Source organism: Hufsiella ginkgonis (assembly GCF_009834915.1).
Classification (GTDB): domain Bacteria; phylum Bacteroidota; class Bacteroidia; order Sphingobacteriales; family Sphingobacteriaceae; genus Hufsiella; species Hufsiella ginkgonis.
Genome location: NZ_WVHS01000002.1, coordinates 546,410 through 560,215 on the forward strand (window position 1 = coordinate 546,410; position 13,806 = coordinate 560,215).

13 protein-coding genes are annotated in these 13,806 nt (G+C 49.2%); 5 read left to right on the forward strand and 8 right to left on the reverse strand.

What is annotated here, in order from left to right; genetic code table 11:
- The first annotated feature begins 36 nt into the window (after nt 1-36).
- From GS398_RS09095 to GS398_RS09105, 3 genes are all read left to right on the forward strand, one after another.
- Nucleotides 37-228: a hypothetical protein gene (locus GS398_RS09095; protein WP_160906453.1), complete on the forward strand. Its 192-nt coding sequence runs from the start codon at nt 37-39 to the stop codon at nt 226-228.
- A 143-nt stretch (nt 229-371) separates the two neighbouring features.
- On the forward strand, nt 372-578 hold the full coding sequence (locus GS398_RS09100; RefSeq protein WP_160906454.1) for a hypothetical protein: 207 nt from the start codon (nt 372-374) through the stop codon (nt 576-578).
- A gap of 127 nt (nt 579-705) precedes the next feature.
- The gene (locus tag GS398_RS09105) at nt 706-900 is read left to right on the forward strand and encodes a hypothetical protein (RefSeq protein ID WP_160906455.1); all 195 of its coding nucleotides are present in this window, start codon (nt 706-708) and stop codon (nt 898-900) included.
- A gap of 109 nt (nt 901-1,009) precedes the next feature.
- Here GS398_RS09105 and GS398_RS09110 read toward each other — a convergent pair whose 3' ends face one another.
- The 4 genes from GS398_RS09110 to GS398_RS09125 form a co-directional block, all read right to left on the reverse strand.
- Nucleotides 1,010-4,414, reverse strand: coding sequence for an efflux RND transporter permease subunit (locus GS398_RS09110; protein ID WP_160906456.1), 3,405 nt, complete (start codon nt 4,412-4,414; stop codon nt 1,010-1,012).
- Nucleotides 4,415-4,498: 84 nt separating this feature from the next.
- Nucleotides 4,499-5,599 carry an efflux RND transporter periplasmic adaptor subunit gene (locus tag GS398_RS09115; RefSeq protein WP_160906457.1) on the reverse strand — a complete coding sequence of 367 codons (1,101 nt, stop codon included), beginning with the start codon at nt 5,597-5,599 and terminating at the stop codon, nt 4,499-4,501.
- A gap of 25 nt (nt 5,600-5,624) precedes the next feature.
- Nucleotides 5,625-6,944 carry a TolC family protein gene (locus GS398_RS09120; protein WP_160906458.1) on the reverse strand — a complete coding sequence of 440 codons (1,320 nt, stop codon included), beginning with the start codon at nt 6,942-6,944 and terminating at the stop codon, nt 5,625-5,627.
- A gap of 21 nt (nt 6,945-6,965) precedes the next feature.
- Nucleotides 6,966-7,577, reverse strand: a complete 612-nt coding sequence (locus GS398_RS09125; protein WP_160906459.1) for a TetR/AcrR family transcriptional regulator — start codon at nt 7,575-7,577, stop codon at nt 6,966-6,968.
- A gap of 226 nt (nt 7,578-7,803) precedes the next feature.
- Here GS398_RS09125 and purB point away from each other — a divergent pair, with 226 nt between their 5' ends.
- Together purB and GS398_RS09135 are read left to right on the forward strand one after the other, a co-directional pair.
- Nucleotides 7,804-9,147 (forward strand): adenylosuccinate lyase, encoded by a 1,344-nt coding sequence (purB, locus tag GS398_RS09130; RefSeq protein ID WP_160906460.1) that lies wholly within the window; start codon nt 7,804-7,806, stop codon nt 9,145-9,147.
- A gap of 96 nt (nt 9,148-9,243) precedes the next feature.
- Entirely contained in the window at nt 9,244-9,807 is a 564-nt protein-coding gene (locus tag GS398_RS09135) for a NifU family protein (RefSeq protein WP_160906461.1), read from the forward strand.
- Between the two features lie 101 nt (nt 9,808-9,908).
- Here the strand turns inward: GS398_RS09135 and GS398_RS09140 are convergent, their stop codons facing one another.
- Genes GS398_RS09140 through GS398_RS09155 form a run of 4 tightly spaced genes read right to left on the reverse strand, consistent with a single transcriptional unit; the run spans nt 9,909 to nt 13,802 of the window.
- The gene (locus tag GS398_RS09140; protein WP_160906462.1) at nt 9,909-10,697 is read right to left on the reverse strand and encodes an inositol monophosphatase family protein; all 789 of its coding nucleotides are present in this window, start codon (nt 10,695-10,697) and stop codon (nt 9,909-9,911) included.
- Nucleotides 10,697-11,860 (reverse strand): prolipoprotein diacylglyceryl transferase, encoded by a 1,164-nt coding sequence (locus tag GS398_RS09145; RefSeq protein ID WP_160906463.1) that lies wholly within the window; start codon nt 11,858-11,860, stop codon nt 10,697-10,699. Before GS398_RS09145 ends, GS398_RS09140 begins: the two co-directional genes overlap by 1 nt.
- A gap of 34 nt (nt 11,861-11,894) precedes the next feature.
- The gene (gene mtaB / locus GS398_RS09150) at nt 11,895-13,214 is read right to left on the reverse strand and encodes a tRNA (N(6)-L-threonylcarbamoyladenosine(37)-C(2))-methylthiotransferase MtaB (protein WP_160906464.1); all 1,320 of its coding nucleotides are present in this window, start codon (nt 13,212-13,214) and stop codon (nt 11,895-11,897) included.
- A gap of 21 nt (nt 13,215-13,235) precedes the next feature.
- Nucleotides 13,236-13,802, reverse strand: coding sequence for a UbiX family flavin prenyltransferase (locus GS398_RS09155; protein ID WP_160906465.1), 567 nt, complete (start codon nt 13,800-13,802; stop codon nt 13,236-13,238).
- Nucleotides 13,803-13,806 lie beyond the last annotated feature (4 nt).

Genomic DNA, 13,806 nt, shown 5'->3' on the forward strand with positions numbered 1-13,806 from the left:
ATTCAAAAATCCGAACGACTTTAAAACTTAACGAACATGAAAAACACACTTAAACTTGCCTTCCTCGCAATGACAATCGCTTTAGGCGCAATGGCCTGCGACCCACCCAACAACACCGGCACCCACCCCGGCGACTCTACTTCGGTAGATACTTCGGTGGTCGATTCCCTTAACCCCGATACAGCCCAGGTAGATACCGTGGGGATTGTAAAAAAAGACAGTATTTAACTTTCAAAGCCAGCCGTCGGACCGGAAAGGGGCTTGAAAAAATCGAATTAAAAAAATAAAAAAAAATACATTTCACCGGGTTACCTTTTCGGTCCCGCGGTATTAAGCATTGAAACTTAGTTAAAATTACAAAGAAAAAACACATGAAAAATTCATTCAAATTCGGCTTCTTAGCTTTAGCGATCGCATTATCTGTAGCTGCTTGTAACTCTTCTAAAACTTCAGAAGGTAGTGCTGATTCTGACTCAATCGCCGCTGCTTCTGTTGATTCTATCGATTCTACTGCTTCCGCTACTGTTGATTCGGTTGATTCGACTGCAGACGCTGCAAAAGATTCAGTAAAACACTAATCTTTCGAAAGAAATTAAAAGCCGCTAAAACTTAGCGGCTTTTTTTGTTAATATTTTATAATATATTGCAAATTTTACTATTTTCGCATAACTCACAATCAAACTCAACAAACTCAAACAAAACAACATGAAAAATTTATTTAAATTCGGCTTTTTAGCTCTTGCTCTTTCTTTATCAGTTGCCGCTTGCAGCTCAAGCAAAACAGAAGCTGGCGCTGCTGATTCTGATTCAGTAACCGTTGATTCTTCAGCTACTATGACTGACTCGACCATGACTGATTCTACCACTATGGACTCTACTAAAACTGATTCTGTAAAATAATCAGGAACAGTTCTACTTACAACAGGTAGCCTGTAAACGCGAAAAACCGGTAAGCCCTATGCTTACCGGTTTTTTTTATTGGGAGTAACCGGGGTTGCCGGTTACTTTCTTAATTATGTTCAGCAACTACCGCTGTCTTCTTTTTAGCCGGCGAGAACTGGTTCTTTACCTTGATGCGCAGGAGGTACATACACGGCACCAGGATCAGCGTGATGAAAGTACCGAAGGCCAAACCAAAGATCATCGTCCACGACAGTGGTCCCCAGAATGCCACGTTATCTCCTCCAAAGTAGATCTTCGGGTTAAATTCGGTGAACATGGTGGTAAAATCGATGTTCAGGCCAACGGCCAGCGGGATTAGCCCGAGGATCGCCGCGATGGCGGTCAGGATTACCGGCGTCATACGCGTGCGCCCTGCTTCGAGCGTAGCTTCATAAGGGCTCATACCCTGCTCGATCATGTAATCAGAAAACTCCACGAGCAGGATACCGTTGCGGACCACCACCCCGGCGAGCGCAATGATGCCGATCATGGTCATTACTACGCTAAAGTTCATGTTAAAGATAGAAAGCCCGAGCAGTACCCCGATAATACTGAACAAGATCTCGCTCAGGATAATAAGCATCTTACCAACCGAGTTAAAGAGCAGGATCAGGATAATGATGATCATGCCGACCGCAGATAATAACGCGCCTGCCAGGAACGCACCCGCCTCGGCTTGCTCTTCCTGCCCGCCGCCCATTTTAATAGTTACCCCGGCAGGAGCTTTAAAATTATTGATTTCCTGCTGAACCGCGCCAACCACTTCGTTAGGATTGAACTCGCTCAATACGTTCGACGAAAGAATGATGATCCGCTTTTCCTGCCTTCTCTTAATACCGCCATACGAATTCTGGTAGCTAATGTCGGCAAACGAAGAAATCGGCACCTGCCTGATCTGTCCGCCCATACCCATATCACGATAAGTTACCTTCATGTTCTTTAAGGCATCCAGGTTATTGCGCTGGTCTTCTTTAGCCCTTACGTTAATCTCGTAATCCTCTTTCTGGTCGTGGAACTTAGAAAGCTCGGCACCGTAAATGGCTGTTCCCAGGTTTTGTGCGATCTGGCCGGTAGATACGCTCTGCCTGTTGGCCCGCTCCCGGTCGATGTTAAATATCACCTCCGGTTTGTTGTTCTGGAAGTCGGACTTCAGCTCTTCCACACCGGGAATATTTTTCTTTACCAGGTAGTTACGAAGCCGCTCAGAAGCGCTCACCAGCGAATCGAGGTTATCGCCCGTAATATCGATAGCGATCGGTTTCTGTTGCGGCGGCCCGCCCTGCTCCTGCGTTACGCTGATCTGGGCGCCCGGGATCCCTTTTACCGATTCCCTGATCTTGTTTAACAGCACCTTGGTGTCTCCACCGTCGCGCTCACCGAACTCCACGAAAGCGACGGTCACTTTTCCCCTGTTGGGATAGTTACCCTGGTCCTCGTCCTGGGGATCGGTAACCCCCACCGTAACGTTCGAGATGATGGAAGATACCAGCGGGTTATTTTTACCGACGGTCGCCATTACTTTATCCTCTACCTTATGGGTCACCATGTTGGTGTACGCCTGGTCGGTACCTACCGGTAGTTGAATATATACGTACGCGAAGTTCGGATCTGCGGAAGGGAAGAATTCTACCTTAGGTTTGCGGATCACCGTAAATACGATCGATAATATGAACAGCACAAAGGTTCCCCCCAGGGTTGTCCACGGCCGGTGAAGGAACCAGTCGAGTCGTTTGGTATACCAACCCTGGAAAGCAGGCCACGCACGTTCCTGGAACCCACGGATAAGGCCGCCGAGCACAAAATGGTTCAACAAGTATAATAAAGCCACAAATAACACAAAGCGCCCTAAACCCACGTTCACCAGGAAGCCCAGTAAAGCAACGAAGACGAATACGCCCAGGGTGATCATCACCCTTCGATCAAATTTGGGCTTGCCGTGCTCGTGCTCTACGTGTGGTTTCATAAAGTCGACCGCGAAAACCGGGTTAATAATATAGGCCACCACGAGCGATGCCAGGAGTGTTACGATCAGTGTTAACGGCAGGAAGAACATAAACTCCCCGATAATACTGTTCCAGAACAGCAGCGGAACGAATGGCGCCAGCGTGGTCAGCGTACCCGAAAGCACCGGCATAAATACCTCACCTGCGGCCATTTTTGCGGCTTTCTTAATCGGGACTTTCCCGTTTTCGAATATACGGTGGGTATTTTCGATCACCACGATCGCGTCGTCTACCACGATACCGAGTGCGAGCAGGAACGAGAACAGCACGATCATATTCATCGTAAAGTTGAAGTCCATCACCCCGCCCAATGCCGGCATCGCCAGGAATGCGATAAAGCAGGAAAGCGGCACCGAAAGCGCTACGAAGATCGCGTTAGTAACCCCCATGAAAAACATTAATACTACGGTAACCAGTATAAACCCGATAATAATGGTATTGATCAGGTCGTGAAGCGTAACACGGGTTTTATTGGAGGTGTCGCCCGTAATTTTAACTTCTAATCCCCTGGGGAGCTCGCTTTCTTTCATCTCTTTGATGAGCGCCTGGATCTTGTCCGAGGCTTCGATCAGGTTCTGCCCCGCTCTTTTGATGATATTCAGCGTAATTACGTTCTTACCATACAGGCGTGCGTAACTTTCCTGGGTTTTGAAAGAGTCTTTTACCTCCGCGATATCGCTTAGCTTAATAGGCCTGCCCTGCGGGTTCACGATCGTTATTTCGGCGATCTCTTCCGCAGATTTAAAATCCATCTTGATGTTAATGCTCCGGCGAACTCCGTCGACGGGCACTGTACCTGCCGAGGAAGTCACGTTTTCTGCACCTACCGCATTGCGGATGTCCTGGAAGCTTACAAATGCAGCCGACATCTTGTTAAGGTCGACGTTGATCTGGATCTCGCGATCCAGCGCACCTACGATATCCACTTTCGAGATCTCCGGAAAACCTTCGATGCGCTCCTGGATATCGTCTGCGTACTCCTTAAGCTTCTTAAGGTCGTAATCGCCTGAAATGTTCACGTACATCACCGGGAGATCAGATAGGTTAATGTCGAGGATCTGCGGCTCCTTTAACCTGGTGTCGCCCTGCGGGAGATCGGTCTTGGCCCTGTCGACGCCATCCTTGATGCGTTGTTTGGCATCCTTGATGTCGACATTCACCGCAAACTCCGCAGTGATGATCGATACATCCTGGTAAGAGTTCGAGGTAAGCTTTTTAAGCCCCTGAACAGACTTAAGCTGTTTTTCTATTTGTTTGGTGATCAGTTTCTCCATATTCTCAGGCGACGTACCGGGGTACAGCGTCTGGATAAAGATCTTGGGCACCTGGATTTCCGGGAAGTTCTCTTTCGGAAGGTTATTGTAGGCGATCAGCCCCATCACCGAAATGATCAGCGTCAGTACATAGATCGCCGTCCGGTTATCGATCGCCCAGCTGGAGGGCTTAAATTCTTTTTCTAGGTCCTTCATTTCGAAGTATTTTCAGCTTTCAGCTTTCAGCGTCGGCCTGGGTTAACTAAATTATCGTGGGAGTAATCAGCTGTCGGCCGACCACTAAATTCCGCCTGTCTTTAAAATATCTCCTTCTTCGACATCCTGGTTACCATCGGTGATCACCTTATCGCCGGCCTTTAAGCCGGAAACGATCTCCACCTGGCCGCGGTAGTTATTACCTACGCTTACGTTTACACGTTTCGCCTTACCGTTTTCAGAAATAAACACATATTCACCTTTTTCTGAACGCAGGATGGCTTTAACGGGCACCACAAGTGCATTTTTCTTCGCATAGTCAACGATGTTAAGCACCGCGGTCATATTGGGTTTAAGGTTGTTCCTGGCGGGCAGCTTTACTTCTACGATAAAGCTCCGCGACGCAGGATCGATCACTTTCGAAATAAAGCTAACCGTTGTTTTCACGGAATCGGAGGCATCGGGAATCGCAACGAGCACGTTATCGCCCTTGCTAACTTTTCCGGCGTAAGTTTCCGCTACGGATGCTTTCACCTTAAGTTTGCTAAGGTTGACGATCTGCGCGCCCGGTGTTCCCGGCTGAACAGCCATCCCTACTTTAAGGTCCATTTTATCCAGCGTTCCGCTGATAGGTGCAACAATGCGGTACATAGACGCTTGTGCGTTTAAAGCATCCAGGGATTTCTGCGCAATATCCCGGGAGGTTTTTGCCTGCAGGAACTGCACCTCGGTACCGATCTTCTGGTCCCAAAGGTTCTTCTGGCGCTGGTACAAGGTATTTGACAGCTCGAGCGAGCTCCGTGCCTGCAGGATCTGCTGTTCCAGCGCGCGGTTATCGAGCCTGGCGATGAGCTGTCCTTTTTTCACCTGCTGACCGGCAACGGCATATACCGCCGTGATGATTCCCGGAGCTTCAGGGTTAGCCGAAACGTTCTCATCGGCGTCAATGGCGCCCTGCACCTCGATGTAACTGGTGAAAGAGGTTGGCTGAACAGCGACCGCCGATACGTCTACGGTCCGTGCCGAATCCTTTTTACCCACCTGTGTTTCCAGCTCGGCGATTTTCTTATTGATCTCTAACTGTTGCTTTTTTAAGTCGGCAAGCTCCGCGCTTTTATCTTTAGGCTTATCGGTTCCGCAGGATGCGAGAAAAATAAGTATCGAAGCGTAAATGAATTGTTTCATGATATTATTATTGTATAGGTTGTTTTTATTTGATATTTCCGTAAGCCGCATCCATGTCGACCTTACTTGCCAATGCATTATAAAGTGCTGATACATAATTACCTTCGGCTTCCTGGATAGCGGTTTGCGCTTGGGTCACCTCGATACTTGAGCCAACGCCCTGCTCGTATTTGATCTTCGAAACACGTAGCACTTCTCTGGCCAGTTCCATGTTTTTACGCTGGTTGTCAAGCGATTTTAAGTTGGTAGCGTACATGGTCCGGGCGTTGTCTATCTCGAGGTTGATCGAATTTTTCAACATATCCATGGTATTCCGCGTTTTAAGCACGATCACTTCTTTCTGCTTGATCCGGCTGGCTTTCATAAAGCCGCTGAAGATCGGCACGGAAAGCTGGAGACCGACATAGGTACTTGGAAGGCTGTTCCCGTAGAGATTGCCGAAGCTGGTGTTCATGAACTGCACGGCGCTGCTGCCAACGGCCGAAAGTTTGGGAAGGTATTCAGATTTAGCCAGCGTTACATCGAGCTCGTTTAGCCGCTGGTTCGACTGTAAAATGCCATACTCTACCCTGTTCCTGTAAGCGGTTGTGTCTAACGCAGCCGCTGGAACTTCCGCAAACTTAATATCCTGGATCCTCTCCTTTATCCTCAGATCGTCGGTAACCGGCATGCCCATCTGGAACTTAAGGACCTGGATCCCAAGCTTAAGTAGCTCGGCCGTATTATCGTGCTCGGTTATCAGGTTGTTATATAAAACCGACAGCCTGTCTACATCGATTTTTTCCACAAAACCCTGCTTATTCAGCTGGATGGTCTCATCGAGCTGCTGCTTTAGCTGCGCGATGTTCGCGTCGAGCAGCCGGAAGCGTTCCTCGTTGGTAAGCAGCTGGTAATAAGCCTTTGTAACAGCCACGTTGGTAGCGATCCGCGTGCGGGTATAGCTGCGCTGGTACAGTTCGCGATAAGCTTTCGAGCCCTTCAGGCCGGTAATGTACCCGCCATCGAACAGCAACTGCGACACGCTGATACCGGCACTCGACTGGTACTTGGTACCGAACTGGATGGTTTGCCCGTTAATAGATACGGAGGGTATCTTAAGGTAATCCTGCAGGCTGGCGGTACCGCTGATCTGCGGGAAACCGAGTGCATTCTGCTCTTTAATTACATATTCAGCGTTCTGGATATCCAGCTTCGCATTTTTTTGGTCCTGCTGGTGCTCATTGGCATAGTCCAGGCATTCCTGCAAATTAAACAGGTGGGTTTCCTGCTGTGCATTTTGCGCTTTCACTCCCGGTGGAACCAAGAAGCACAACATGGCGGTTAACGTTAAAAATGAAGATTTCATTATGATATATATGTTGAGGTTTTATTGTTCATTGATATTTTTATAGCTGTTGATGAGACGATGACCTCTGAGGTTACACACGCCGTAAACAAAATGCTCGGTATGAACGGCCATCACCTGCAGCATACTGTACTTGCCGGCGGCGAAGGTAAGGGGGCTTAGTACCATATCGATCTGCTCCACCCGCATCGCGGCGATAAGCTCCCTGTTCACCGTTTCCCTGTAATAGCCTTCCCGTATGCCCCGGTCGATGTTGTTGAGGATAGTTTGATACAGGTTCTTTTCCCTGAAGCTCCTGAATACCTGCCAGGCCTCCGGGTGATATTTCTGCAGGTCGTAAAAAAGCATCGGGTTCATGTTAGAGAGCATCACCTCCATCTGTGTTACAGCCAGAAAAACTTCATGCACCGCATTTTCGGCGTTGGCGGCGGTATCATCCATCGAGCAGGTCTGCTGCTCCATTTTGTTCTTAATAAGTATGTATACCAGTTCGTCCTTATCCTGGAAATGCTGGTAAATGGTTTTTTTCGACATGCCAAGGTGTTTGGCGATATCATCCATCGTTACGCTTTTAATGCCGTAACGGCAAAAAAGCTGGTCGGACTCTTTGAGTATATGTTGTTTTATATCCACGCTTATCGTACTTCAGTTGTCAGTGATCAGTTCCGGTATACTCATTATTCATAACCGATGACAGGACAAAACTATGGAAACTTTTTTTAACTCCAAAGTTTCCAATTGCTTTTTTTCCGAAAACCGTACCTTTGCGTTTAATGATCAGGTTAGTTACTAGTAACGAATACTGTCGGGGTTTCTGCAGGAACTGATCACCGACCACTGAAACGACAATTAAAAGCACATGGCATTTTCCTCTTTATATGCGATCTCTCCGGTAGACGGCAGGTATCGCCACACCACCCACGAGCTTGCCGCCTACTTCTCAGAGGCGGCGCTCATCGAGTTCCGGGTGATGGTTGAAATCGAATACTTCATCGCTTTATGCGAGTTGCCGCTGCCGCAGTTGTCGGGTTTCGACAAGGCTCGGTTTACCGATTTGCGGAGACTCTACGAACGTTTTCATGAGGACGACGCCGAGCGGATTAAGGAGATCGAACAGGTAACCAACCACGATGTAAAGGCGGTAGAATATTTTATCCGCGACAAGTTCGACGAAATGGGGCTTAGTAGCTTTAAGGAATTCATCCACTTCGGCCTTACTTCGCAGGATATCAATAATACGGCGATACCGCACTCGTTCAAGCTCTCGATCGAAAAAACCTACCTGCCAGCCTTGAACAGCCTGCTCGAGCAGCTAAAAAAGCTTGCCGCAGAATGGAAAAATGTAGCCATGCTCGCGCATACACACGGACAACCGGCATCGCCCACCCGCCTGGGTAAGGAGGTAACGGTGTTCATCGACCGCATCGAGGCCCAGCTCAAGCTGCTCCAGCACATTCCGCACTCCGCCAAGTTCGGCGGAGCAACCGGTAATTTCAACGCACACTATTGTGCTTACCCCGAAATAGACTGGCGCATCTTTGCCAACGATTTTGTGAATAACAGGTTAAAGCTCAACCGTTCACAGTACACCACCCAGGTTGAGCATTACGACAATTTCGCCGCCCATTGCGATGCGCTAAAACGGATCAATACCATTTTGATCGACCTGGACCGCGATTTCTGGACCTATATTTCCATGGGCTATTTTAAACAGAAGATCAAAGCCGGCGAAGTAGGATCATCGGCCATGCCTCACAAGGTGAACCCGATCGACTTCGAAAATTCCGAAGGCAACCTGGGCATCGCGAACGCACTTTTTGAGCATTTCGCTGCCAAACTCCCCGTTTCGAGACTCCAGCGCGACCTTACCGATTCTACCGTGCTGCGCAACATCGGTGTACCTGTAGCGCATACCCTGATCGCCATTAAATCTACCGCGAAGGGTTTGCGGAAACTGCTGCTTCACGAAGCCGCCATCCGCCACGACCTGGAGAATAACTGGGCAGTGGCCGCCGAAGCTATTCAAACCATCCTGCGAAGGGAAAGTTACCCCAACCCGTATGATGCGCTGAAAGAGCTCACCCGTACCAATTCGCAGGTGGATGCCAATACCATCGCGGATTTCGTAGAAACACTGGCTATCAGCGAGGCGGTAAAAACAGAGATCAAACAGATCACACCGTGGAACTACACTGGAATATAGCCGCTAGCTATCCGGTCATCTCCCTGTCAAAACTTGTCCCGTGCCATACAACCCTCAAATTATACTTATTTTTGTATCCGATAAAAAAATCAGATCATGAGCACAGCAACTTCCAACATCAATGTATATACCGAAACCACCCCGAACCCTGCCACGATGAAATTCCTGGTAAACAAGCTGCTGGCGAACGGCAGTCTTGATTTTGCTAACAGGGAGAGCGCGGAAAAGTCGCCTTTTGCCAAAGAACTGTTTAAGTTCAGCTTCGTGAACGGCGTATTTTTCGCCAGCAATTTTGTTACGATTACCAAAACCGAAGGTACGGACTGGGCGGACGTAGAGCCTATCTTAAAAGAATTTGTAAAAGGCGCGGTCGAGTCAGAACTGAAAGTGCAGGACGTTGAAACCGGGACCGAAGCTTTTGAAGGCACCGAAACCGAGATCAAGATCCAGCAGATCCTGCACGATTATGTTCGTCCGGCGGTAGAACAGGACGGCGGCGCCATCAGCTACCGCTCGTTTAATGAAGGTGTGGTTACGGTAGAATTACGCGGATCATGCAGCGGCTGCCCTTCCTCTACCTATACACTGAAAGCCGGGATCGAAAACCTGCTGAAAAGAATGGTGCCCGAAGTAACGGAAGTAGTATCTGAAGCTATGTAGTTTGAGTTGTCAGTTGTCAGTTATCAGTTGTCAGTTTCTTTAAAGCGCCTTACCGGAACTGACCACTGATAACTGATAACTGACTACTAATACCTGACCACTCAAAAGTACCTCTGTATCACCTCCAGCAATTTAGGTGCGATTTCTGCGTTTGTGGCGACTATTTCTCTCGATTTAAAGAATTCCTTCTCCCCCTTAAAGTTAACGGTCTTACCGCCCGCCTCGTTAACGAGGACAATGCCGGCCGCCATGTCGTAAGAGTTCAGGTTGTATTCAAAAAAGCCTTCATAACGACCGCAAGCCACATACGCCAGGTCAACGGCGGCGGAACCTACCCGGCGCAGCCCATGGGTAACTTGTGTTAGCTCACGAAAAACCTGCAGGTATTTCTCCAGCTTTTCGAAATCATAATACGGAAACCCGGTAGCCAGCAGCGACTGCGAAAGCTTCTCGTTGGCGGAAACAGCGATTCGCTTGCCGTTTAGCCAGGCGCCGCCCTCTTTCCAGGCGTAAAAACATTCATCGCGGTTAATCTCGTATACTACGCCAAGCACCAGCTCTTCGCGGTGCTGCAACGCGATGCTTACGGAATAGGTAGGCAAACCATGGATGAAGTTGGTAGTTCCATCCAGCGGGTCTACGATCCAGTTGTATTCATCGCCCGCCACATTGATGGTCTCTTCTTCCGTGATGAACCCGGCCTGCGGAAGCAACTCCGCCAATGCGGTCACGATCATCTCTTCCGCCGATTTGTCGACGTACGAAACCAGGTTGTTCAGTCCCTTATATTCGATATGCTGCGTACTGAATTTCTCCGATTCACCGCGTATAAAAGCACCGGCCTGTTTGGCGAGCTCCGCCACCTGGCCTATTAAATTTTGAAGGTCCATCAGGAAGTTAACACTTGTTTTTTGTGATTTTTTAGCGACCAGGTAACGCCGGCGATGCCAAGCAGCACCAGGATGAGCGAGATCATTTCCGCCTGGGTAAAAGTTAAACCGAAAGCGTGGTAAGTAGAGTTTACACGGATCAGCTCGATCAGGAAGCGCTCAACACCGGCCATGATGAGGTAAACGGAGAACACCAGGCCCGCAGGCTTCAGCTTCTTTCTCAGCGACCAAAGAATAAGGAACAGGATCCCGGCCATGATCACCTCGTAAAACGGCGTGGGATAAACGCCATTCGGCAGCTGCCGGCAATAATTACCCACACAATCAGCAATCGGTTCGCCCTGGTTTATTACATTATGGGGAAATTTAAACGACCACATCCAGTCGGGCGCCCAACTGAGCCATCCCGGTTTGGGCGACAGGTTATCGATACCCCAGTCGCCATCGCCGGACATCTGGCAGCCTATCCGTCCTACTGCGTAGGAAAGCATCATACCAGGGCCACCCACATCAAGCATATGTACCGGCTTGATGCCGTTTTTGCTTGCGATGTAAAGCACGGCGGCTCCACCACAGATCAGTCCGCCATAAAATGTAAGCCCGCTAAAGGACATGAGGTCGGCTATGGGGTCCTTAATGAAGTTATCCCAGTATTCGAGGCTGTTAAAGATCTTCGCACCGAGAAAACCCGCTACGGCAGCCCAAACCACGATCACCCCCATAAGCTGGTAGGGATGTACGGTTTCTTCGACCTGTTTTGGGACCGGCAGGACGGTTTTCTTTTTATCAGACCAATACCAGTATACAAATATGGCGCCGAGGATCAGCCCGCCAAAAATATTCCCGCGCGAAGAGAGAATAAATCCCTGTGTATCTGCCACCAGGTCCTGGTAGTGAAGCGCAGCTTCCAGCACTTTGAAGCCGATCACAAATCCAAAAATACCGTTAAACACCAGTTCGGCAATGGTTGCCGGCTCCCCTACCGTTACCGTTCTTTTAAAAGGGTGAAGAATACCTTCCGCTTCTTTACGCTTAAGTTCCTGCGAAAATGCCCAGTAAGCAGCCATGAAAGCCAGCGCGACAAAGAAGCCGAAAGTTTGAAAAGGAAGCGGCAGCCGAAAACCGGTTAGATACTCTATCAGGTATGAGATGGTTGGAAACATGGGCTAAAGATAGCGGTTGAAAGTCTATTTTATGTTAATGCACAAATATCTCTGCGGCTTCTTCAACCTCTACGTTACCGTCGGCGGCAATAGCCGTAAGCGTTACGTGGCGTACTTCATTAACGGCCAGCGGATCATACCTGGCCCTCACTTTCACATAGTTTTGTGTAAAACCATGCATTATGCCGTCCTTATGTTCCATTTCGAAGATCACGTCATATTTTTTACCGAGGTTTTTCTCATAAAAAGCACGCCGTTTTTTATCTGAAAGAATATGCAGCATCTTGCTGCGGTCGGAGCGGTGCGATCCCGGTACGGAGCCCTCCATCTGCGCAGCGATGGTATTTTCGCGCTCGGAGTAAGTAAACACGTGGAGGTAAGAAATATCTAGCCCGTTCAAAAAGTCGTAGGTTTCAAGAAAGTCCTCCCTGGTTTCGCCGGGGAAGCCGGTGATCACATCCACCCCGATACAACAATCGGGCATCAGCGTTTTAATGGCTGCCACACGACCTTCAAACAGGTCCTTGCGATAGCGGCGGCGCATCAGTCCCAGGATTTTGTCGGAGCCAGACTGCAGCGGAATGTGAAAATGCGGTACAAACCGATTCGATTGTGCCACGAATTCTATGATCTCGTTGCTCAGCAGGTTGGGCTCGATCGAAGAGATCCGGATCCGGTCGATCCCTTCCACTTCGTCGAGCGCTTTTACAAGGTCGAAGAAACGTTCTTCGCGCTTACCGTTTCGAATGCCAAAGTCGCCGATATTTACGCCGGTGAGCACGATCTCCTTAACTCCTTCTGCCGCGATTGACCGGGCCCGGGTGATGATATTTTCGATGCTATCGCTCCGGCTCGATCCCCTTGCCAGTGGGATGGTACAAAAAGTACAGGAATAATCGCAACCGTCCTGCACCTTAAGAAAGGTACGTGTGCGGTCATTCATTGAGTAGGAAGCGTTAAAGTGAATGGCCTCGTGAATCGGCCCGTTAAGCACCAGCGCTTTGGGACGCTTCACCAATTCAGTAAGGTGCTCGGTGATGCGAAACTTTTCGGCGGCGCCCAGTACCATGTCCACGCCGGGGATCTCCGAGATCTCCGCCGGCTTTAACTGGGCATAACAGCCCACGATCACCACATACGCATCCGGCGAATGCTTCAGCGCTTCTTTTACCAGTTTGCGGCATTTTCGGTCCGCGTGGTCGGTAACAGAACAGGTATTGATCACATACACGTCCGGCTGCGCCGTAAACTCCACGGTATCAAACCCTGCCTGGTTAAACAACCGGCCGATGGTAGAGGTTTCCGAATAATTGAGCTTACAACCTAATGTGTAAAAGGCTACTTTTTTACGCATAAGGTGCAAAGATAAGGAATATTACGATTCTCCCCAGCGATAGGAGGGTAAATCAAGTCCTGCGAGGTCGAGCACACGGTCGACCACCGTGGCGGCAACGTCTTCCAGGGTTACCGGTTTACTGTAAAACGAAGGGTTTGCGGGGCAGATAATTCCTCCCGCCTCGGTTACCGTTTTCATATTATTGAGGTGAATAAGGCTAAAAGGCGTATCCCTGACCACCAGGATCAGCTTTCGCCTCTCCTTAAGGATTACGTCGGCGGCGCGGCACACCAGGTCGTCGGAAGTACCGGCGGCGATCCGCCCGAGCGTTCCCATCGAACAAGGACAAATGATCATGGTATCGTACTTCGCCGAACCTGAGGCGAAGGGGGCCATAAAATCATGCTTATGGTAGCTGGCAAACGGGTAATTATCGTCGTATCCGGCACCCAGCTCATGCTTCCAAACAGTTTTCGCGTTGTCAGACATCACCACACCCACCGCTTCCAGCTGGTCGCTTAAATCTGCCAGCTTATCCAGCAATACCTTGGCATATACCGAACCGCTCGCACCCGTAACAGCCACCACAATCTTCTTTTTTTTCATAACA

What these genes read in the sequence shown, in the direction of transcription:
- mtaB (WP_160906464.1), bottom strand. Translation starts at nt 13,214, where the DNA reads ATGCGTAAAAAAGTAGCCTTTTACACATTAGGTTGTAAGCTCAATTAT.
- GS398_RS09145 (WP_160906463.1), bottom strand. Translation starts at nt 11,860, where the DNA reads ATGTTTCCAACCATCTCATACCTGATAGAGTATCTAACCGGTTTTCGG.
- GS398_RS09120 (WP_160906458.1), bottom strand. Translation starts at nt 6,944, where the DNA reads ATGAAATCTTCATTTTTAACGTTAACCGCCATGTTGTGCTTCTTGGTT.
- GS398_RS09105 (WP_160906455.1), top strand. Translation starts at nt 706, where the DNA reads ATGAAAAATTTATTTAAATTCGGCTTTTTAGCTCTTGCTCTTTCTTTA.
- GS398_RS09140 (WP_160906462.1), bottom strand. Translation starts at nt 10,697, where the DNA reads ATGGACCTTCAAAATTTAATAGGCCAGGTGGCGGAGCTCGCCAAACAG.
- GS398_RS09155 (WP_160906465.1), bottom strand. Translation starts at nt 13,802, where the DNA reads ATGAAAAAAAAGAAGATTGTGGTGGCTGTTACGGGTGCGAGCGGTTCG.
- purB (WP_160906460.1), top strand. Translation starts at nt 7,804, where the DNA reads ATGGCATTTTCCTCTTTATATGCGATCTCTCCGGTAGACGGCAGGTAT.
- GS398_RS09110 (WP_160906456.1), bottom strand. Translation starts at nt 4,414, where the DNA reads ATGAAGGACCTAGAAAAAGAATTTAAGCCCTCCAGCTGGGCGATCGAT.
- GS398_RS09135 (WP_160906461.1), top strand. Translation starts at nt 9,244, where the DNA reads ATGAGCACAGCAACTTCCAACATCAATGTATATACCGAAACCACCCCG.
- GS398_RS09100 (WP_160906454.1), top strand. Translation starts at nt 372, where the DNA reads ATGAAAAATTCATTCAAATTCGGCTTCTTAGCTTTAGCGATCGCATTA.
- GS398_RS09095 (WP_160906453.1), top strand. Translation starts at nt 37, where the DNA reads ATGAAAAACACACTTAAACTTGCCTTCCTCGCAATGACAATCGCTTTA.
- GS398_RS09115 (WP_160906457.1), bottom strand. Translation starts at nt 5,599, where the DNA reads ATGAAACAATTCATTTACGCTTCGATACTTATTTTTCTCGCATCCTGC.